The sequence below is a fragment of the Pseudomonas sp. MYb541 genome (genome assembly GCF_037479595.1).
Taxonomy (GTDB): domain Bacteria; phylum Pseudomonadota; class Gammaproteobacteria; order Pseudomonadales; family Pseudomonadaceae; genus Aquipseudomonas; species Aquipseudomonas canadensis.
In genome coordinates, this window is sequence record NZ_JBBGYS010000052.1 from 1 (window position 1) to 20,961 (window position 20,961).

18 protein-coding genes are annotated in these 20,961 nt (G+C 60.8%); 14 read left to right on the forward strand and 4 right to left on the reverse strand.

Translation table 11 applies throughout. The annotated features are described in order from the left end of the window. Positions 1–570: 570 nt before the first annotated feature. Entirely contained in the window at positions 571–1,848 is a 1,278-nt protein-coding gene (locus WH299_RS25525) for a serine/threonine transporter (RefSeq protein WP_339551643.1), read from the reverse strand. A 284-nt stretch (positions 1,849–2,132) separates the two neighbouring features. Between WH299_RS25525 and WH299_RS25530 the strand changes: the two genes are divergently transcribed. The 5 genes from WH299_RS25530 to WH299_RS25550 all read left to right on the forward strand — a co-directional run bounded on the left by WH299_RS25530 (position 2,133) and on the right by WH299_RS25550 (position 6,416). Further along, the gene (locus WH299_RS25530) at positions 2,133–2,726 is read left to right on the forward strand and encodes a TetR/AcrR family transcriptional regulator (protein ID WP_122728198.1); all 594 of its coding nucleotides are present in this window, start codon (positions 2,133–2,135) and stop codon (positions 2,724–2,726) included. A 184-nt stretch (positions 2,727–2,910) separates the two neighbouring features. After that, positions 2,911–3,435: a cysteine hydrolase family protein gene (locus tag WH299_RS25535; RefSeq protein ID WP_123477784.1), complete on the forward strand. Its 525-nt coding sequence runs from the start codon at positions 2,911–2,913 to the stop codon at positions 3,433–3,435. Between the two features lie 53 nt (positions 3,436–3,488). Next, positions 3,489–4,442, forward strand: a complete 954-nt coding sequence (locus WH299_RS25540; RefSeq protein ID WP_122728202.1) for a 2-hydroxyacid dehydrogenase — start codon at positions 3,489–3,491, stop codon at positions 4,440–4,442. A 129-nt stretch (positions 4,443–4,571) separates the two neighbouring features. Continuing rightward, the gene (locus WH299_RS25545; RefSeq protein WP_122728204.1) at positions 4,572–5,639 is read left to right on the forward strand and encodes a phosphotransferase family protein; all 1,068 of its coding nucleotides are present in this window, start codon (positions 4,572–4,574) and stop codon (positions 5,637–5,639) included. 9 nt (positions 5,640–5,648) lie between these two features. Further along, positions 5,649–6,416 (forward strand): SDR family oxidoreductase, encoded by a 768-nt coding sequence (locus tag WH299_RS25550; protein ID WP_010210056.1) that lies wholly within the window; start codon positions 5,649–5,651, stop codon positions 6,414–6,416. Here the strand turns inward: WH299_RS25550 and WH299_RS25555 are convergent, their stop codons facing one another. Next, complete coding sequence (locus WH299_RS25555) at positions 6,417–6,860, reverse strand: carboxymuconolactone decarboxylase family protein (protein ID WP_099491571.1); 444 nt, start codon at positions 6,858–6,860, stop codon at positions 6,417–6,419. A 155-nt stretch (positions 6,861–7,015) separates the two neighbouring features. On the opposite strand from WH299_RS25555, the gene pdxR reads away from it, so the two are divergent. The 3 genes from pdxR (at position 7,016) to WH299_RS25570 (ending at position 9,312) form a co-directional block, all read left to right on the forward strand. After that, on the forward strand, positions 7,016–8,449 hold the full coding sequence (gene pdxR / locus WH299_RS25560) for a MocR-like pyridoxine biosynthesis transcription factor PdxR (protein WP_339551644.1): 1,434 nt from the start codon (positions 7,016–7,018) through the stop codon (positions 8,447–8,449). 83 nt (positions 8,450–8,532) lie between these two features. Continuing rightward, on the forward strand, positions 8,533–8,814 hold the full coding sequence (locus WH299_RS25565; protein WP_122728211.1) for a putative quinol monooxygenase: 282 nt from the start codon (positions 8,533–8,535) through the stop codon (positions 8,812–8,814). Between the two features lie 96 nt (positions 8,815–8,910). Then, on the forward strand, positions 8,911–9,312 hold the full coding sequence (locus tag WH299_RS25570; RefSeq protein WP_123477791.1) for a cupin domain-containing protein: 402 nt from the start codon (positions 8,911–8,913) through the stop codon (positions 9,310–9,312). A 134-nt stretch (positions 9,313–9,446) separates the two neighbouring features. Here the strand turns inward: WH299_RS25570 and WH299_RS25575 are convergent, their stop codons facing one another. Continuing rightward, positions 9,447–10,076, reverse strand: a complete 630-nt coding sequence (locus tag WH299_RS25575) for a DNA-3-methyladenine glycosylase I (protein ID WP_122728215.1) — start codon at positions 10,074–10,076, stop codon at positions 9,447–9,449. Positions 10,077–10,293: 217 nt separating this feature from the next. Here WH299_RS25575 and WH299_RS25580 point away from each other — a divergent pair, with 217 nt between their 5' ends. The 4 genes from WH299_RS25580 (at position 10,294) to WH299_RS25595 (ending at position 13,940) form a co-directional block, all read left to right on the forward strand. Next, positions 10,294–11,619, forward strand: coding sequence for a C4-dicarboxylate transporter DctA (locus WH299_RS25580; protein WP_174890959.1), 1,326 nt, complete (start codon positions 10,294–10,296; stop codon positions 11,617–11,619). Between the two features lie 169 nt (positions 11,620–11,788). After that, positions 11,789–12,490: a FadR/GntR family transcriptional regulator gene (locus WH299_RS25585; protein ID WP_012724653.1), complete on the forward strand. Its 702-nt coding sequence runs from the start codon at positions 11,789–11,791 to the stop codon at positions 12,488–12,490. A gap of 17 nt (positions 12,491–12,507) precedes the next feature. Beyond that, positions 12,508–13,191 (forward strand): GntR family transcriptional regulator, encoded by a 684-nt coding sequence (locus WH299_RS25590; RefSeq protein WP_339551647.1) that lies wholly within the window; start codon positions 12,508–12,510, stop codon positions 13,189–13,191. A 128-nt stretch (positions 13,192–13,319) separates the two neighbouring features. Then, the gene (locus WH299_RS25595; protein WP_122684804.1) at positions 13,320–13,940 is read left to right on the forward strand and encodes a hypothetical protein; all 621 of its coding nucleotides are present in this window, start codon (positions 13,320–13,322) and stop codon (positions 13,938–13,940) included. Between the two features lie 54 nt (positions 13,941–13,994). On the opposite strand, the gene WH299_RS25600 is transcribed toward WH299_RS25595, so the two are convergent. Then, entirely contained in the window at positions 13,995–18,863 is a 4,869-nt protein-coding gene (locus WH299_RS25600) for an NAD-glutamate dehydrogenase (protein ID WP_339551648.1), read from the reverse strand. A 491-nt stretch (positions 18,864–19,354) separates the two neighbouring features. On the opposite strand from WH299_RS25600, the gene WH299_RS25605 reads away from it, so the two are divergent. Next, positions 19,355–19,708, forward strand: a complete 354-nt coding sequence (locus WH299_RS25605; RefSeq protein ID WP_339551650.1) for a hypothetical protein — start codon at positions 19,355–19,357, stop codon at positions 19,706–19,708. Positions 19,709–20,000: 292 nt separating this feature from the next. Beyond that, positions 20,001–20,960, forward strand: coding sequence for an AAA family ATPase (locus WH299_RS25610; RefSeq protein WP_003174327.1), 960 nt, complete (start codon positions 20,001–20,003; stop codon positions 20,958–20,960). Position 20,961: the final 1 nt, after the last annotated feature.

A 20,961-nucleotide genomic window follows, 5' to 3' on the forward strand; every position in this document is an offset into this window, starting at 1 on the left:
CGCTCTTGCCCCAACACTCGGCACCTCGCCTAGGCTCGGTGTGCCCGTAATCCGACAGTGATTTGGGGGGCCGCCTAAGATCAAGATCACGATCAAAAGCAAAGCGCGGCGGCCTAGTAGCCGACCGAATCGTTGAAGCCTGCGCATTGCCCTGTGGGAGCCGGGCTTGCCCGCGATGGTCGTCAACGATGATGCAAAAAAACGGGATACACACCAACGTATCTACGATGCGAAGCAAGTCGCTCTTGATCTTGATCTGAGGCGCCCCGTCAAACACGCTGGCCGAACGCAGGCTTGAATCCGTGGGTAACCCGGCAGGACGCCGGGTTAGCCGCGCTGGGCCAAGGATGGCCCATCGCGGCGGCCCACGGATTCAAGCCGGAGTGAGGGCACACCGAGCCTAAGCGAGGTGCCGAGTGTTGGGGCAAGAGCGCTTTGGTTACTTTCGCGCTTTTCGAAAGTGACCCGCCGTAAGGGCGGAACCAATATCAGCCATCACCGCAGCAACGGATATGTACACCAACAGACCGCTATCGCAAGTAACGTGCAGTCAGACAGACCACACCAGCCTCAAGCAAAAAACGAATAAACCACCGCACTGATCGCCACCAACCCCACCGCCGTGACAAACACATTGGACGCCTGCCCACGGTACTTGGCCATGGCCGGCACCTTACGGATGGCATACATCGGCATCAGAAACAGGATCGAAGCAATGATCGGACCGCCCAGCGCCTCAATCATCCTGAGAATGCTTGGGTTCAACGTCGCAACGATCCAGCACACCACCAACATGAACGCCGCCGTCATCCGGTCCAGACGCTTGGCCTCAGGACGACGACCGGTCTTCAGCACCAGCCCCTTGAGGCCTTCACTCGCACCGATGTAATGCCCCAAGAACGACTTGGCAATCGCCACAAACGCGATCAACGGCGCTGCAAACTCGATGGTCGGATTATTGAAGTGGTTGGCCAGATACGACAGGATCGACAAATTCTGTGCCTTCGCCTCGGCGAGCTGCGCCGGCGACAGGGTCAGCACGCAGCTGAACACGAAGAACAGCACCATCACCACCATCAGCAGATGCGCGCGAGACAGGATCTGCGAGCTGCGCTCATCAGCGTGGACGCCGTACTGGCGCTTCTGGTCCACCGCAAAGGCCGAAATGATCGGCGAATGGTTAAACGAGAACACCATCACCGGAATCGCCAGCCACAAGGTACTGAGCAATGCGGACGGCGCAGGCACCACGCTGGCGGTGCTGAGAATGCCGCCATTCCAGTGCGGGATCAGGTACACCGCCAGGAACAGCAACGCGACGATAAACGGATACACCATCAGGCTCATCGCCTTGACGATCACTTGCTCACCGCAACGCACCACGGCCAGCAGACCGAGGATCAGCACAAACGACAGGAGCGCCCGTGGTGGCGGCATGATGTGCAGTTGATGCTCCATGAAGCTGCCGACGGTGTTGGTCAACGCCACGCTGTAGATCAGCAGGATCGGAAAAATGGCGAAGAAGTACAGCAAGGTGATCAGCGCGCCGGCCTTGATGCCGAAGTGCTCTTCAACCACGTCGGTGATGTCGGAGCCTTCACGGCCGGACAGCACGAAACGGGTCAGGCCACGGTGGGCGAAGAAGGTCATCGGGAACGCCAGCAGCGCGAGGATCACCAGCGGCCAAAAGCCACCCAGGCCCGCGTTGATCGGCAAGAACAGCGTACCGGCGCCAATGGCGGTGCCGAACAGGCCAAGCATCCAGGTGGTGTCCTGGCGGCTCCAGCTTGTGAGGGTTGCAGGTGTCGTTGCATAGCGTTCGTCGACGCTATTGGCCTGATCATTCATCCGGTCGGATCTCCGCATTTACACGGCCGGGACGAGTCAGAAAAACCTGACAGGCAGCGCCCCGACCATAGAAGGGGCCGGATTGTCCGGGATTCTTGTGAATAAGCAAAGACTTAGCTGAGGAACGGTGGTGCGGTGCAGGCCCGCAGGGGCACCTGTATACGGCGGTATTCGGGGCGTGCGGCTGAATGTGGAATATACATTCCCGCACAAATCTATTTTAGAATCGCACGTGATCCTGTAGTTTTCATCCAGCATCCGCCGTTTATCCAGAGAGCCCTGCCATGCCTCGCGTTTCCCGCAAACAAGCCGAACTCAATCGCGAAATCATCGTCGAGGCTGCCACGCATCTGTTTCGCGAACGCGGCTTGCACGGCATTAGTCTGTCAGACGTCATGGCCGCCGCTGGCTTGACCCACGGCGGTTTCTACGGGCACTTCGCCTCCAAGGAAGCCCTCGCCACCGAAGCCTGCCAGCAGGCATTCGAGCAAGCGAACCAGGGCTGGCAGGCAAAAATCGATCACAGCGAAGATCAACAGGCTGCCCGCGAGGCCGTGATGGGGCCTTATCTGACAGCCACCCATCGCGACAACCCTGGCGATGGCTGCCCTGTGTCGGCCTTCGCCCCGGACATGTGCCATGAACCCGCCGACACCGCCTTGCAGCACGCCTTTATTGAGGGCGTCGAGAAGTCGCTGGAGGTCTTTGCGCAGCTACAGGATGGAGATCGCCAGGCAATGCTGGCCAACTACGCGATGATGATTGGCGCAGTGACCCTGGCGCGTGCAACACGTGGCATTGGTCTGTCGGATGAGTTCCTGGTTGCTGCACGAAATGCCCTACTGGCCGTTGACAGCCCTTCCTCCGTCCCGGCATGATCAGGCCATGAACATTTTCCAGCGCTTCCTCACCCGCACCACCACCACGACCGCTTACGGCGGGTCGCGCGGTGGCTGTGAGTGCCTGAGCTAGACACTTCACAGATTCAACCCAAGGCCCCGCCAGCGATGGACGGGGCCTTTTTATTGCTCCGTCCATATGGCTATCACAAGGAGCAACACCATGGCTGACGCCCTGCTGATCATCGACCTGCAAACCGGCTTATACGATGGCCCGGAAAAACCCTTCGAGCGCGAACGCGTGCTCGCCACCCTCAACCTGCTGATTCAGCGTGCACGCCATGCTGGCGCCCCGATCTTCTTCGCCCGTCACACCGGCCCGGCAGGTTCACCGATTGAAGCCGGGAGCCCGCTCTGGCAGTTGTGGCATGAGCTTGAGGTGGATGAGTCCCGCGATCACCTGTTCAACAAGACCCGCCCCAGCTGCTTCCTGGGCACAAATCTAGAACAGCAACTGAGAGCAGCGCAGGTCAAAGACCTGGTGATCGCCGGTATGAAAACCCAGTTCTGCATCGACACCACTTGCCGGGTAGCCGTGGAATTAGGGTTTTCGGTGGTGCTACCGGAAGACGGCCATACCTGCATGGACACACCGGCACTCAAGGCCGAAGCGATTATCGAGCATCACAATGCGACCCTTGCCGGGGCGTTCGTGAAGCGTACATGCGCGGCCGAGGTCCGCTTCTGACCGCACAAATACGGCATACTCCTCCCCTCAAACCCTTCAGGAAGAGCCTTCCGATGACCGCTACTGTTTTGGTCCTGGTTGAAACCATCAACGAATACCTGCCCATCATCGAGGGCAATGACTTTCATGTGATCCTGGCACCGACACCCGCCGAACGCGCCGAAGCCATCAAGGCCCATGGCAGCCAGATCAGGGCCGTGCTGACCCGTGGCCCGCTGGGCTTGTACGCCGAGGAAATCGCCGCCCTGCCCCTGCTGGAAATCATCTGTGTGATCGGTGCCGGCTACGAGCACGTAGACCTGCAAGCCGCCAGCAATCGCGGGATCGTCGTGACCAATGGCGCCGGGGTGAATGCGCCGTCGGTGGCCGATCACGCCATGGCACTGCTGCTGTCGCTGGTGCGCGGCATCCCGCAGACCGACGCCGCCGTACGCCGCAGCGAATGGCCGAAAGTGATGCGCCCGTCCCTGGGCGGCAAGCAACTGGGCATCCTCGGGCTGGGTGCGGTGGGCCTGGAAATCGCCAAGCGCGCGTCCCTGGGCTTTGGCATGGAGGTGAGTTACCACAACCGCCAGCCACGCGATGATGTGGACTACACCTACTGCGCCACTGCGGTGGAACTGGCGCGCACCTCGGACTTCCTGATCCTGGCCACGCCCGGCGGCTCCAGCACCCGCCACTTGATCGATCGCCACGCCCTGGATGCCTTGGGCCCGAATGGGTACCTGGTCAATATTGGCCGTGGCAGCGTGGTAGTCACCGCCGACCTGGTCGCCGCCCTGGAGCAACGCCGCATCGGTGGCGCCGCATTGGATGTATTCGACGACGAACCCCAAGTGCCCGACGCCCTCAAGAAACTCAGCAATACCGTGCTCACCTCCCACGTCGCGGGCCTGTCGCCCGAAGCGGCCCATGACACCGTGCAGCGCGTGGCCGACAACCTGGTGGAATACTTTGCCGGTCGCCCGGTGCTCACGCCGGTTGCCCTGCCCTCGCCCACTAAATGACCGATCAGGCACGCTGATCATCGTCCAACACGCTAACCTATTAAGCCGCCCCGACCTTGTCGCTGGGCGGTTGTGCGCATTAGATTAGGAAATAGTCCAAGGCCTTTAGAATAAGCAGAAGGGATAAGCATGGCGCTGAACGACCAATCGACCCAGATTCGCCCAGGCGAAGAACTTGATGCCAGCCTGATCGATCCCTACCTCAAGGCCCATATCCCCGGCCTGAGCGGCACGCCCACCATCAGCCAGTTTCCCGGTGGCGCGTCCAACCTGACCTACCTGCTGGAATACCCTGGCCAGGAATTCGTGCTGCGTCGCCCGCCCTTTGGCCACAAGGCCAAGTCCGCCCACGACATGGGCCGCGAGTACCGCATTCTCAACCAGCTCAAAGATGGCTTCCCCTATTGCCCCAAGGCCTACGTGCATTGCACCGATGAGTCAGTGATCGGCGCCGAGTTCTATGTGATGGAGCGGGTCAGCGGCATCATCCTGCGCTCCGACCTGCCGCCTGAACTGGGCCTGGACGCGGCCAAGACCGAAGCGCTGTGCAAAAGCTTCATCGACAAGTTCGTCGAACTGCACCAGGTGGACTACAGCGCCTGCGGCCTGGCCGACCTGGGCAAGCCGCAAGGCTATGTAGAGCGCCAGATCCGTGGCTGGAGCGATCGCTACGAAAAAGCCCTGACCCCCGACGCGCCGCGCTGGGAAGCGGTACGCGCCTGGCTCAACGACAAGATGCCCGCCGACCACCCGACCTCCAGCATCGTGCACAACGACTATCGCTTCGATAACGTGATCCTCGACCCGCACAACCCGATGCAAATCATCGGCGTGCTGGACTGGGAGCTGACCACCCTCGGCGACCCGCTGATGGACCTGGGCAACACCCTCGCCTATTGGATCGAAGCGGCCGACCCGGCGCCGGTGCAACTGATGCGCCGCCAGCCGAGCAACGCGCCGGGCATGCTCACCCGCCGTGAATTCGTCGACTACTACGCTGAACGCTCGGGCATCCAGATCGACAACTTCGACTTCTACTACACCTACGGCCTGTTCCGCCTGGCCGGCATCGTGCAGCAGATCTACTACCGCTTCTTCCATGGCCAGACCCAGGACAAACGCTTTGCGCAGTTCATTCACATGAACACGCTGCTGGAGCAGATGAGCCTGAACGTCATCAGCAAATCGTCCCTTTAAGGAACCGCTATGTCCAAGACCCACCTGTTCGACCTCGACGGCAAGATCGCATTCGTTTCCGGCGCCAGCCGTGGCATCGGCGAGGCCATCGCCAAGTTGCTGGCCCAGCAAGGCGCCCATGTAATCGTATCCAGCCGCAAGCTGGAAGGCTGCCAGCACGTGGCCGACGCAATCATCGCCGATGGCGGCAAAGCCACGGCCGTGGCCTGCCATATCGGTGAAATGGAACAGATCACCCAAGTGTTCGCCGGTATCCGCGAACAGTTCGGGCGCCTGGATATCCTGGTCAACAACGCCGCGACCAACCCACAGTTCTGCAACGTGCTGGACACCGACCTCGGTGCGTTCCAAAAGACCGTTGACGTGAACATCCGTGGCTACTTCTTCATGTCCGTGGAAGCCGGCAAGCTGATGCGCGAGAACGGCGGCGGCAGCATCATCAACGTCGCGTCGATCAACGGGATTTCCCCCGGTGTATTCCAGGGCATCTACTCGGTGACCAAGGCCGCCGTGATCAACATGACCAAGGTGTTCGCCAAGGAGTGCGCAGCGTTCGGCATTCGCTGCAATGCCCTGCTGCCGGGCCTGACCGACACCAAGTTCGCCTCGGCGCTGGTGAAGAACGACGCGATCCTGAAAATGGCGCTGGCGCAGATCCCGCTCAAGCGCGTGGCCGACCCGAGCGAAATGGCTGGCGCGGTGCTGTTCCTGGCCAGCGATGCATCGAGCTACACCACCGGTGTGTCGCTGAACGTGGACGGTGGTTTCCTGTCCTGATCAGGCATTCGGCGGCTGCTGTCGAAAACTGACCGCCAGGCGGTTCCAGCCACTGATGCTGGACACCGCCATGGTCAGGTCTACCAGTTCCTGCTCGCTGAACTCCACCCGCACGGCGGCGAACAGTTCATCCGATACCACCGAGGTCGGCAGTGTCGCGACCGATTCGCTCCAGGCCAACGCGGCCTTTTCCCGCGCCGTGAAGAACGGCGAATCCCGCCAGACGCATAACGCGAACAAACGTCGCTCGGTCTCGCCGCGCTGACGTGCCGCCATCGAGTGCATGTCGGTACAGAAACCACAGTGGTTGAGCTGCGAGACACGGATCTTGATCAGTTCCAGCAAAGGCTTTTCGATGGACAAGCCGAAGGTCGTCGCCTCCAGCATCAGCATGCCTTTGAGCGCCTGCGGTGAGGCGGTGTAGTAATCCAGGCGGGGTTCCATGGGGATTGCTCTCTGGCGGTAGGTTCAATGACCGTCCAGCCTAGAACCCACAGGGCATAAGCCCTATAGCCAATCGGCCGGTTTATGCAGAGACCATTTTGAGCCTGCCGCGCACCCGCGTACGCTTGGCGCAAAGTAAATGCCCGGAATAAGACATGGAACTGCACGTTGTGATCAACGGCCGTAAGGATCTGGCCGAACAGTTGTACCAACAGTTGCGTGAAGCCATTGGCTCCGGGCGCCTGGCGGCCGGCGCGCAGCTGCCGCCCAGCCGCTTGCTCGCCGAGCAGTTGGGTGTGTCACGCAAGACCGTGTCGGACACCTATGCCACCCTGACCTACGAGGGATTGCTGATCGGCAAGACCGGTCGCGGCACCTTCGTCAACGCCCGTGCGCCACAGACCGAACGCCTGCAAACCGCCACCGACCTGGCCTGCGCCGCCAACCTGGCGAAGTGGCAATCACTGCCCTCGCCCATGCGCCACCCCACCCGCGACAGCACGCTGCGCTATGAATTTATCGGCGGCGCCACCAGCCGCAACCAGTTCCCCCAGGATGAATGGCGGCGCTGCACACAGGACGCTCTACGCCGCATCGCCCAAAACAGCGGTTTCTACAGCCAGCCCGAAGGCTTGCCGGCGCTGCGCAGTGCCATTGCCGGGCATATCGCGTTTTCACGCGGGGTCAACTGCCGTGACAGCGACATCGTGGTCACCAACGGCGCGCAGCAGGCGCTGGACCTGATCGCCCGTGTGGTACTGGAACCGGGCAGCATTGTCGCCATGGAAGACCCCGGCTACAGCCCTGCGCGCCAAATGTTCATGGCCATGGGCGCCCGTGTCGCCAGCGTGCCGGTGGACGAACAGGGTATCCGCGTCGACCAGATTCCCGACGGCACACGCCTGATCTACGTGACGCCATCCCACCAGTTCCCGCTCGGCATGCCGATGAGCCTGCCGCGCCGTGAAGCCTTGCTGGCGCGGGCGTTCGAACTGGGCGCGATCATTATCGAGGACGACTACGACAGCGAGTTCCGCTACGAAGGGCGACCTACCGACTCCCTGCAAAGCATGGACACCCGTGGCGTGGTGACCTACGTCGGCACCTTCTCGAAAACCTTGCTGCCGGAGCTGCGCCTCGGTTACGCGGTGCTGCCACCCGCGATTTATGGCGCAGTCCTCAAGGCCAAGCAGCTGACCGACCAGCACAGTTCCACACTGCCGCAATGGGCCCTGGCCAAGTTCATCAGTGAAGGCTACCTGCTCAAGCATATCCGTCGTTGCCACACGGTTTACGCCGGGCGCCGTGAACGCATCCTGCAACGCCTGGCAGGTGATTTGTCGCCGTGGTTCGAGGCGGTACCTACCGTGGCCGGGTTCCACATGGCGGCGCTGTGCAAGGTGCCGGTGAACATCCCGTTGCTGATGGAACTGGCGCGCCGGGTAGAAGTGGGTTTGTACCCCTTGGATGTATTTTTCCACGATGCGCCGGTCCGCCCGGGGCTGATCATCGGCTTCGGCGCCATCGAAACCCTGGACATCGACCCGGCGCTGGACAAGGTGCGAGACATTCTTCAGCAGATTGGCTAGTGGATTTTCCGCCGGATTGGTCATTGGTCCTGGCTCAGTCAGGCTCTAGCCTGTGCACTGACCCGACCTCGGAGACCATCGCCATGCCAGCCTGTGCCTTCAACACTGTCCATGTCCGTGCGACAGCCGGGCGCTCAGCGGAACTGGGCAAGCGCCTGCAGCAGATAGCCGACGCCGTGCGCACCGCCCCCGGCTGCCTGGATTACAGGGTGCACCGCGACCCGATAGACCGCGATCTGTGGACCGTCACGGGTCATTGGGCCTGTGCCGAGCAGCTCAGCGCACACTTCGCATTGCCGGCCCTGCAAGGCTTTATCGAATTGACCCGTGAACACCTGGCCCGTCGCCTGGATTTCGACCACTGAAGCATTGGTCTCCTGGTCTTAGCCAGGATTGGTCATTGGTCACCCAGGCCTTGCGGCGTAGGGTAAAGAAGTCTCGAACTACTCGGAAACTTCGCCATGAAACGACTGCTCGCCGCCTCCCTGATGCTCGCCTCGCTCAGCGCCTTTGCCCACGAACCGGTGTACAACCAGGAGTCGATCAAGGTCTTGCAAGAACACGCTTTGACCAATGTACCCGGCAAGAAAACCATCATGCTCACCGTGGACTACGCCCCCGGCCAGGCCACCGTGCCCCACAGCCACACGGGCACGGCCGTGGCCTATGTGCTGGAAGGCGCGATTACGTCGCGGGTGAATGATGAGAAAGCGAAGACCTACCAGGTCGGCGAATCGTTCTACGAACCTGCTGGTTCGCGGCACTTTGAATCGAGTAATGCCAGCCAGACAAAACCGGCCAAGTTGCTGGTAGTGATGGTGCTGGATGACAAGGCTGAGGTGCTTACCCCCTTGCCACAATAATCCGCCACACCGCAGTAAAAATGTGGGAGCTGGCTTGCCTGCGATAGCGGTGTATCAGTGACAGATGTTTCGGCTGACCCACCGCTATCGCAGGCAAGCCAGCTCCCACAGTTTGAACTGTGTTTCGTCAGGTATTAGGGGCGTTTGAACTGGCGGCGCAGGTCTTCGATCTGTGGCCGGCAGACACAGCCTTCTAAATGATCATTGACCATCCCCATCGCCTGCATCAACGCGTACATCGTGGTCGGCCCCACATAGGTCCAACCACGCTTCTTCAAGGCTTTCGATAAACGTACCGAAGCCGGTGATGTGGGGTTGCCCGTCCAATAAGCCATATCCACCCGTGTCGGGCGCTCATCTTCATTGGGCTCAAACGCCCACAACCAGCGTGCCAACGAACCCGACTCGTCCACCAGCTCACAGGCCCGGCGCGCATTGTTGATGGTGGACACTATCTTGGCCCGATTACGCACGATGCCCGGGTCCTGCATCAACCGCGCAATTTCCGCCTCGCCATACTGCGCGACCCGGCGAAAATCAAAACCCTCGAACGCCGCTCGAAACTGCTCACGCTTGCGCAGGATGGTGATCCACGCCATGCCCGCCTGGAAGCCTTCCAGGCAGATCTTCTCGTACAGCTGGATATCATCCGCAACCGGCACGCCCCACTCCTGGTCGTGGTAACGCGGGTATTCCGGCGCGGCCGTGCGCCAGGTGCAGTAGGTCTGCCCGGTTTCGTCGGTGGTCAGTCCTGGTGCGTCCATCCATCACCTCATGTGCCGAGCGGCGGATGATAAGCGAAAAAATTTCCCTCGCGCCAACCGCTCAAGCATCACCCTTACCGACCAACTGGTCAGACCGGGACCTGTCAACCGCCAAATAATTGCTTGTGATTTCAAAAATACCGGGCGTAGACTGGCCGCGCACTGGACTTACCGGTAAGACCACAACAATTAAGCCCTGGAACCACCAGGGCACCGAATAGAGATCCCTCCCATGCTCAGATGGTGCTCGCGTTCGATTTTCCTGCAAGTCGTGATTGGCCTGATGCTCGGCATCCTCTGCGGTCTGGCCCTTCCCGAATTCTCCTCGCAACTCAAACCCCTGGGTGACGGCTTTATCAAGCTGATCAAGATGCTGATCGGCCTGATCGTGTTCTGCGTGGTGGTCAGCGGCATTTCCGGCGCGGGCGACCTGAAGAAAGTCGGACGCATCGGCCTCAAGTCGGTGATCTACTTTGAAATACTGACCACCGTCGCCCTGGTGATCGGCCTGGTGATGGCTTTCAGCACCGGTATCGGCCAAGGCGCCAATATCCACCTGGAGCAGTTGTCGTCCGCCGGCCTCAATGAACTGGCCGACAAGGGCCAGCACATCCGCGGCACTAGCCAGTTCCTCATGGACTTGATCCCCAACTCGGTGATCGGCGCCTTTGCCGACAATAACGTGTTGCAGGTGTTGCTGTTCTCGGTGCTGTTCGGCAGTGCGTTGAACCTGGTGGGCGAAGCCGCCTCGGGCATCTCGCGGCTGATCAATGAACTGAGCCATGTGATCTTCCGCATCATGGGCATGATCGTGCGCCTCGCGCCCATCGGTGTGTTCGGCGCGATTGCCTTTACCACCAGCACCTACGGCCTGGATTCCCTGCAACACCTGGGCAGCCTGGTGGGATTGTTCTACCTGACCTGCTTTGCCTTCGTCGGGCTGATCCTCGGCCTGGTAATGCGTCTGTCGGGCCTGCGCATGCTGCCTTTGCTCAAATACCTGCGTGAAGAGCTGCTGATCGTGATGGGCACCGCCTCCTCCGACGCCGTGCTGCCACAGATCATGCGTAAACTTGAACATCTGGGCATCGGCAGCTCCACCGTGGGCCTGGTGATTCCGACCGGGTATTCGTTCAACCTCGACGGGTTCTCCATCTACCTGACCCTGGCCATCGTGTTTATCGCCAACGCCACCGGCACGCCGCTGTCGATGACTGATCTGATGACCATCCTGCTGGTATCGCTGATCACCTCCAAAGGCGCCCACGGGATCCCCGGGTCAGCGCTGGTGATCCTGGCGGCGACGCTCACGGCAATTCCGGCGATCCCGGTGGTGGGCCTGGTGCTGGTGTTGGCGGTGGATTGGTTCATGGGCATCGGTCGCGCATTGACTAACCTGATCGGCAATTGCGTCGCCACCGTGGCCATCGCCCGCTGGGAAAAAGACATCGACATCCAGCGCGCCAACAAGGTGCTCGACGGCCAGCAAGGGTATGCCTTCCAGGCCAAGAAACCGGTACTGCCCGCGCACCAAGAGTTCTGACCGATTTCATGAGCGACACCGTTCAAATGTGGGAGCGGGCTTGCTCGCGAAAGCGCTGGGTCAGTCACAGATGGATTGACTGAATGACCGCATTCGCGAGCAAGCCCGCTCCCACAGTTAAGAGTCGCCATGCTCGCTAATGTATTCGCAACATAAAGGAGAGGTAGACGTGATCAGCACCTCAACCGTCGTCAATTCAGTGGTAGAAAAACTCCGCGCCGCCCTGGCGCGTGGCCAGTGGCGCCGGGGTGAAATGCTCCCCGGCCAGCGCGAACTGGCCGAACAGATGGGCATCAGCCGCCCCAGCCTGCGTGAAGCGGTGATCGTACTGGAAACCCTCGGGCTGGTGCGCTCCATGCCCGGCAAAGGCGTGGTGGTGCTGGAAACCAGCGTCAGCGAGCCGCAATCCAGCGACGCCGTGGCCGACGCCAGCCTGGAAGACATCCTGCAACTGCGCTACACCCTCGAACCCTTCATCGTCGGCCTGGTGGCCCAGTCCATCAGCAGCAAGGAAGTCGGCCAACTGCGCCTGACCCTGATGGACATGCGCGAAGCCCTCGACGCGGGTGACGCAGAGGCCGGAATGAATGCCTACATAGGTTTTCACGAAGAACTGTTCGCCCTCACCTCCAACCCGATCTTCCAGAACGTGGTGCAACAGACCAGCAACGCCCTCAAGCAAAGCGCCCAGGTACTGCGCAACTCGCCAGAACACCTGGCAGAGCGCCTGCAGGAAAACGAAGCCGTGGTGCGCGCCATCCGCAACAAGAACAGCGCCCTGGCCAGCGCCGAGATGCGTCGGCACATCCTTCAGGAAGGCTTGCGCATGGGCATTCGCTTGAACATCCCGGACGACCATCTGGGTAGCTGATTTTTTGGAGACAGGCCATGACCGCCCACGCCTTGCACTACGAACCTATCCTCCCGACCCTGCGCCTGGTCGCCGGTAAAAAGCCTTCGGTCGATGACATCTACCCGCGCCTGTTCGACGCCATTCTTGAACAGCGTATCGCCCCGGCCAGCCGCTTTACCGAAGAAGGCCTGGGCGAGATCTTCGGGGTGAGCCGCAGCGTGATTCGTCGCGTATTGGCAAAGCTGTCCCATCAGCAAGTGATCATTCTGCGTCCCAACCAGCGCGCCCAGGTGGCTGCGCCGGATGCGCAGCAAGCCCGGGAAATCCTGGAAGCGCGGCGGCTGACGGAGATCACCGTGGTGCAATTGGCCTGTGCGCAGGCCACGTCGACGCAAATCCGGCATCTACGCGAACTGATTGCTCAGGAACGCGAGCATATTGAACGGGACCAACGCGGGCCAGCCATTCGCCTCTCCGGAGAATTCCACCTGCAACTCGCAGCGATGGCGCGTAACGCGCCCTTGGCGCAATTTCTCAACAGCCTGGTGCCGTTGACCTCCTTGATCATTGCCCAGTACGAAGCGAAGGCGTGCACCTATTGCGCGTGGCAAGAGCATGAAGCGATTGTGAATGCCGTAGAACAACGCGATGTGAACAGCGCAAAAAACCTGATGACCCAACATCTGGATCACCTGGAAGCCAAATTGCTCAGCCACTAGGACCAGATGGCCCACCCTGACTGACTACAATTACACCGCTGATTTACGAAATCACCGACAGCACGGACGGTTATAGAACTGCAAAACTGCGTTCATTCCTAAAGCCTTGAACACGGATGAATAGCACTATGCACCCCCTCACTTTCGCACTGGTCACTGGCCTGGTCATTACGCAGTTCAGTGCCGATCTACGGGCCGGCGACGCGTTAACTGCCGGGACTGACATCATCACCCCGGCAACCCCCGTGTGGTTGGTTGAACAACCCTACGCGGACAGCCCGATGCTGACCGCCCGCACCTTCGGTGGCAGCGCTTACGGCGACTACCACGTCAAGGCCAGCCTTGAGATCAGCTGTTTCCCAAAGAGCCCGACCGCCAGCATTGCACTGCAAATCACACCGGAATCACTGGGCTTTGACATCGCGCCATTCGAAGGACCAGACGCCAGCGCAAATGGGCCATTGCGCATCACTACTGCAACACGCACGGCCATCGATCACTCGGTAAACGGCGTCTGGACTTACGGCGGTGCATTCCAGATCGGTACGATATTTGCGCTCAGTGCTACTGTTCCGCACGACGAATTAGCCTATTGGGCCAGCGATGCCTCACGCGGCCAGACACTAAAACTCTCAATAGCGCCCGCCAAAAAGGGTGGCAAACCGCTGACCGCAACGTTCTTGTTGCCTACAAACAACAACGGCTTGAAAAGAGTCATCCAGCCGTGCCTGGCCAATGCCAGTTTTTAACCGAAAAAAAAGCCCCGTATCTCAGGATACGGGGCTTTTTGTCTTACAGCTGAATCAAGCCGGTTGCAGCACCGACTGACCGCTCAACGCCAGGTCCAGCAACTCACGGTTGGCCACCGCGTACATGGCGTAGTCCGTACCCACAGCGGCACGGATTTCCACCATCATCGCCACCCAACGCTCTGCCATGTCCTTGTGCTGCTCAAGCCACAGGGCCACGCGGGCTTCCATGTCTTGTGGCGCGTCGGCCATTTGCAGCACGGAGATGGTGATCGCGCGTTGCTGCCAGTCCACGTCATCGCGGAAGGCTTCACGGGCCTGGGCCTGCCAGTTGTTGGCCACCGGCAGATCGCTGATCTGCTGCAGGTACCACGGCAGGTCCAGGGCGCTGCCGACGGCGAAGTAGGCCTTGGCCACTTCGGCGGCGTCATGCCCGGTCACGTCGGCGGCTTCGATGATCGGCAGCAAGGTGTACAGGTGAGTAGTGCCTGCAACCATGCGTGCCAACAACTCCGGCACACCGGCTTCGGTGTACTTGCCGTAACGGTTCTGCCAGCCTTCGCGGGTCGGGCCTTCCAGCAGTTCGTCGAGCTTGAGGCCCAACGCCGCCAGGTGCGGACCGAAGTGCGCGGTGTCACGCCCAGCGTCCTGCTCGTTGCGACGGCTGCGCAGGAACCAGCGCGTCGCGCGGCGGCCCAGGCGCATCAGTTCGTCCATCAACTCCAGTTGCACGTCAGCGGAAACCTGGTGGTCCAGGGCTTCAATCTGACGGAACCAGTGCGGGAGGTGGAAGATGTCACGCACGATCACATAAGCGCCAGCAACGTTCGCCGGACTCATGCCCGTTGACTCCTTGAGTCGTTGAACGAAGGTGATGCCCATGTGGTTGACCAGGTCGTTGGCGATCTGGGTGCTGACGATCTCACGCTTCAGGCGGTGGCGACGCATGGCCTCGGAGAACTTGGCGACCAGGCTCGGTGGGAACGCGGTCTCCATGTCACGGGTCAGGTAGTCATCATCCGGCACCAGGGACTTGAGCAGCGCTTCCTTGAGGTCGATCTTGCTGTAGGAGATCAGCACCGACAGCTCCGGACGGGTCAGGCCCTTGCCATTCGCGGCGCGCTCGGTGAGCTGCTCCTCGGTCGGCAGGTACTCGATCGCGCGGTCCAGCTTGCCACGGCCTTCCAGGTCGCTCATCAGGCGCTTGTACTCGGCGGCACGCTCGTAGGCACGGCGCGCAGCCAGGGACAGGGCCTGGGTCTGCTTGTAGTTGTTGCCCAACACCAGGTTGCCGACTTCGTCGGTCATGCTCGCCAGCAACTGGTTGCGTTGCTTGTCGGTCATGTCACCGGCCTGCACCACTTCGTTGAGCAGGATCTTGATGTTCACTTCATGGTCGGAGCAGTCCACACCACCGGCGTTGTCGATGAAGTCGGTGTTGGAACCGCCGCCATTGAGGCCGAATTCCACACGACCCAGCTGGGTCATGCCGAGGTTGCCGCCCTCGCCTACCACCTTGCAGCGCAGCTCGTTGCCATTGACGCGCAGCGCGTCGTTGGCCTTGTCGCCCACGTCGGCATGGCTTTCGGTGCTGGCCTTGACGTAGGTACCGATGCCGCCGTTCCACAACAGGTCCACCGGCGCCTTGAGCAAGGCGTTCAGCAGTTCGGTCGGGGTCAGTTTGTCGGCCGAGATGTCGAAGCGTTCTTTCATCTGTGGCGAGATGGCAATGCTCTTCGCGCTACGCGAGAAGATACCGCCGCCTTCGGACATGATGCTGGTGTCGTAGTCGGTCCAGGCCGAACGTGGCAGCTCGAACATGCGCTGGCGCTCGACGAAGCTGGTGGCCGGGTTCGGGTTTGGATCGATGAAGATATGCAGGTGGTTGAACGCTGCGACCAGTTGCAGCTTGTCGGACATCAACAGGCCGTTACCGAACACGTCACCGGCCATGTCGCCGACGCCCACCACGGTGATGCTGTCTTCCTGCACGTTGATACCGCGCTCACGGAAGTGACGCTGCACACCGACCCACGCGCCCTTGGCGGTGATGCCCATCTTCTTGTGGTCGTAACCGGCGGAACCACCGGAAGCGAACGCATCGCCCAGCCAGAAGCCGTAGTCGATGGCAATGCCGTTGGCGATGTCGGAGAAGGTCGCAGTGCCCTTGTCCGCTGCGACGACCAGGTACGGGTCATCGTCGTCATGGCGCACGACGTTGGCCGGCGGCACCAGGGCGCCGTCTTTCAGGTTGTCGGTGATATCCAGCAGGCCGGAAATGAAGATGCGGTAGCAGGCGATGCCCTCGGCCGCGATCTCGTCCCGGCTGCCGCCCAATGGCAGGCGACGCGGCAGGAAGCCGCCCTTCGCACCCACGGGCACGATGACCGAGTTTTTCACTTGCTGGGCTTTTACCAGGCCAAGCACTTCGGTACGGAAGTCTTCTTCACGGTCGGACCAGCGCAGGCCGCCGCGCGCGACGTTGCCGAAGCGCAGGTGCACACCCTCAACCCGTGGCGAGTACACGAAGATTTCAAACTTCGGCACTGGCTTAGGCAATTCAGGGATCGCGTGCGGGTTGAACTTGAAGCTGAAGTACGACTTGTTCTGGCCGTTGGCGTCGGTCTGGTAGAAGTTGGTGCGCAGGGTGGCCTTGATCAGGTCCAGGTAGCGACGCAGGATGCGGTCCTCGTTGAGCACTTGGACGTCGTCCAGGGCGGTGAGGATCGCTTGCTCCAGGCGCTGTTGCTTGTCTTCCAGGTCTTCGGCGGTGAGCTTGCGCGCCAGGTAGAAGCGGGTCTTGAACAACCGGGTCAATTCGCGGGCGATGTCGGTGTGGTTGTTCAGGGTGCTGGCGATGTAACCCAGGTCGAAGCCCAGGCGGATCTGCTTCAGGTAACGGGCGTAGGCACGCAGCAGCGCCACGTCGCGCCATGGCAGGCCGGCGGTCAGTACCAGGCGGTTGAACGCATCGTTTTCGGCGTCGCCATGCACGATGTGCACAAACGCGTCCTGCAGGGTGTCGTTGAGCTGCTGGATGTCCAGGTTCACGCCTTCGGCGGCAATGAACGCGAAGTCATGGATCCAGAACTCTCGGCCATTGGCATGGCGCAGACGGTACGGGAATTCACCCAGCACACGCAGGCCGAGGTTTTCCAGGATCGGCAACACGTCGGACAGCGCCAGCGGGGTGTCGGCGTGGTAGAGCTTGCAATGCAGCTCGCGCTGGCCGGAAACCTGGCCCAGCGGCTGGTAGAAGCTCATTACCAACGGGTTGGCTTCGGTCAGGCTGAGCAGGTGCTGCATGTCGACTACGGCCGAATGCGCAGCGAAACGCTCGCGGTAACCGGCCGGGAAACCTTTCGGGAAATCCGCCAGCACATTGGTGCCGTGGGCCTCGCCGAAGCTTTCCACCACCAGGCTGGAATAATCGTCCTGCCAGCTGCGGCAAGCCTGTACCACTTCTTTTTCCAGTTGCAGCGGGTCGATGTCCAGGCGGTTCTTCGGGTCGACGCGCAGGATCAACTGCACACGGGCCAGCACGGACTCGGAGAAGAAGGTCCAGAACTCGCAGTCCGAAGCCTTCAGGCGATCCATCAGCACTTGCTGGATCTTCTGGCGCACTTCGGTGGAATAGATGTCGCGTGGCACGTAGGCCAGGCAGTAGCAGAAACGACCGTACGGGTCTTTGCGCAGGAACACGCGGATCTTGTTGCGTTCCTGGATCTGCACGATCGACATCACGGTGCTGAACAGTTCGTCGACCGGGGTCTGGAACAGATCATCACGGGGCAGCACTTCGACGACCTGGGCAAGCTCCTTGCCCAGGTGAGCCTTGGGCTGGAAACCGGAGCGGCGTTCGATTTCCGCGACCTTGCGACGGATGTACGGAATGACCCGCACGCTTTCGCCATACACCGAGGAGGTGTACAGGCCCATGAAGCGGTGTTCCTTGATCACTGTGCCGTCGGCGCTGATCTCACGGATCGACACGTAGTCCGGATACGCCGGGCGGTGCACGCGGCTCGGGTGCGCGGCCTTGGCGAACGACAGCACGGTCGGCTCACGCAGGTAGGCCACGGCGTAGTCTTCGATGCGCAGGTCGTCGGCGGTGAGGCCGGCGCGCAGCAGTTTGGTCAGGCCGAGGAACGAATCGGCGTCATATTCGATATGACCGCCATCTGCCTCGTCACGTACCACGAATTCTTCATAGCCGAGGAAGGTGAAGTGGTTGCCCACCAGCCATTCCAGGAAGTTCTTGATCTCGGCCTTCTCTTCGCCGTCGATGCTGAACTGGCTGGCGTCGATACCGGCCAGCAGGTCCTGGACCTTGGCTTTCATCGGTTCGAAATCAGCCACGGCCACGCGTACTTCGCCCAGCACCTGCTCCAGCTCTTTGCTCAGCACGTTCAGTTCGGCGGCGTTGGCGCAGCGGTCGATTTCCAGGTACATCAGCGATTCTTGCAGGATGCCTTCGCCCTGGGTGCCTTTTGGCAGGATTTCTAGCAGCTCGCCCTTGGCGCCACGGCGTACGCTGAGCACGGTGGTCTGCAAGGTGTGGATGCTGTAGCCGCGGCGGTTCAGCTCGGTACGGACCGAGTCCACCAGGAATGGCAGGTCATGGTGCAGCACTTCGACCGCAGTGTGGGTCGACTGCCAGCCATGACGTTCGTAATCGGGGTTGTAGACCCGCACTTGCGGTTGGGTATGGTCAAAGCGCTCAAGCAGGCGCCACGCAGAAAGAGTGCAACCGGCCAGGTCGGAAAGGCGACGCTGGGTCAGTTCGTCCAGGGAAATGATGCCGAAAAATTGTTCAGCGAACAGCGCCACTTGTGGCAGTGCCTGTTCACTGATGTGCTGCGCCAGTGCCGCTTGCAGTTGATGCTGGAAGTCGGCCTTGCTGGCTGCGGTGAAGAACGCCATCTGTGGTACTCCGCTTGGGCTTGTTATTGATGGAAGCGTCGCGTGTTATCCCCTTGCGGGGAGACCGTCAGCGCTGTTCGCTGGTACTGATATAAGCACACTAGCGAATCAGGGTGACAGGTGAGTGAAGCTGGACAAGACAGTCAGGTCACATACAACTTCCATTGGACATACGCCTTGCCAGGCGACGGTACGACGGGCAGGTCAGGTTCCCGGCACAGGGCACATCCGTTGCGCAGCTTAACGAGTGTGGGAAGCCCGCTGCTTGCGACGCTGCGACATATTCGGTCATCGGTAAGCAGGCGTGGGGTTGCGACTTGGGCAACCCGCATTTTCCGGCCAAAAAACTGGCTTTTGAACGGCCTGCGAGTACCAGAAGTGACTGATAGTGCCCGTCAGGTCATGCACTGGGTCTGACACAGGATGCAGCACAAAATTCGCCGCAATGGCACAATTGCCCGCATTACGCCCTACCCCAGACAGGATTCCCCATGCTGCAGCTGAAAACCGACGCCCTGATGGTCACCCCGTGCGATGACGAAGAAGACAACATGGCGATGCTCTGCTGCCACGGCAAGAACGGCGAGATGTTCATGCTGACCCGCTACCCTGATGAGGACGAAGTGGAACTGACCTGGGATTACGAACCGTCGACCCTCGACGGGCTGAAAGTCACCCTGGGCGCCACGACCCTGCTGGTTGAACTGTCCGCAGGTGATGCCGATGCCCTGGGCGGCAAGGACCAGCTGGAGATCACCCACGCCACAGCCGCCTCCGACCTGGACGAGGTTGAAGAGACCTTGCAGAACATTCTCAACGGTACCGGCACCTTCACCCGGATTTAAACCGCACCAACGATCAAATGTGGGAGCTGGCTTGCCTGCGATGCGGGCGACTCGGTCTATCAGTCAGACCAGGGCGATGCCATCGCAGGCAAGCCATCTCCCACAGTAACGGTGTTCGCAACAGAAAGTACGCGTGCCTCTGTTTGTGCGTTACACACGAAAATCCTACAAGTATTGCCAAAAATACCCGTTACTCCGTTAGTCGCCGCCCCCCTCGATGCATTAAAGTAGACGCCCCAGGCCTTGGCATTTTTCACGATGCCCCGACTCATCTCTCCAGGAACCGTCATCGATGGAACATCGTGAAGCGCTGCTTGCGCTGCGAACCTTTCTTTCTACGCAGATTCTCGGCCAGGAAAAACTCATCGATCGCTTGCTGATCGCCTTGCTCGCCGACGGCCATATGCTGGTGGAAGGTGCGCCAGGCCTGGCCAAGACCAAGGCCATCAAAGAGTTGGCCGAAGGCATCGAAGCGCAGTTCCATCGCATCCAGTTCACCCCCGACCTGCTGCCCGCCGACATCACCGGCACCGAGATCTATCGCCCGGAAACCGGCAGTTTCGTGTTCCAGCAAGGGCCGATCTTCCACAACCTGGTGTTGGCGGATGAAATCAACCGCGCCCCGGCCAAGGTGCAGTCAGCCTTGCTGGAGGCCATGGCCGAGCGTCAGGTCAGCGTCGGTCGCAGCACTTACGACCTGTCGCCGCTGTTCCTGGTGATGGCCACGCAAAACCCCATCGAGCAGGAAGGCACCTACCCGCTGCCCGAAGCCCAGCTCGACCGTTTCCTGATGCATGTGAAAATCGGCTTCCCGGACGCCGCCGTCGAGCGACGCATCCTGCAACAAGCCCGTGGCGAAGCGCTCAACGGCGAAACCAAGCCAGAGCGGCGTGTCAGCCAGCAGGCGATCTTCGCCGCGCGCAAGGAAATCCTCGGCCTGTACATGGCCGACGCCGTGGAGGAATACCTGGTGCAACTGGTGATGGCCACGCGCACCCCGGCCAAGTTCGATCCGGAAATGGCCGAGTGGATCGCCTACGGCGCCAGCCCACGCGGCTCCATCGCCCTTGACCGCTGTGCCCGCGCCCATGCCTGGCTGGCCGGTCGCGACTTCGTCAGCCCGGAAGATATCCAGGCGGTACTGTTCGACGTGCTGCGCCATCGCATCATCCTGTCGTTCGAGGCCGAAGCCGCTGGCATTGACCAGGACCGTGTGGTGCAGCGCATTCTCGACGTCGTTGCCGTCGCTTGAA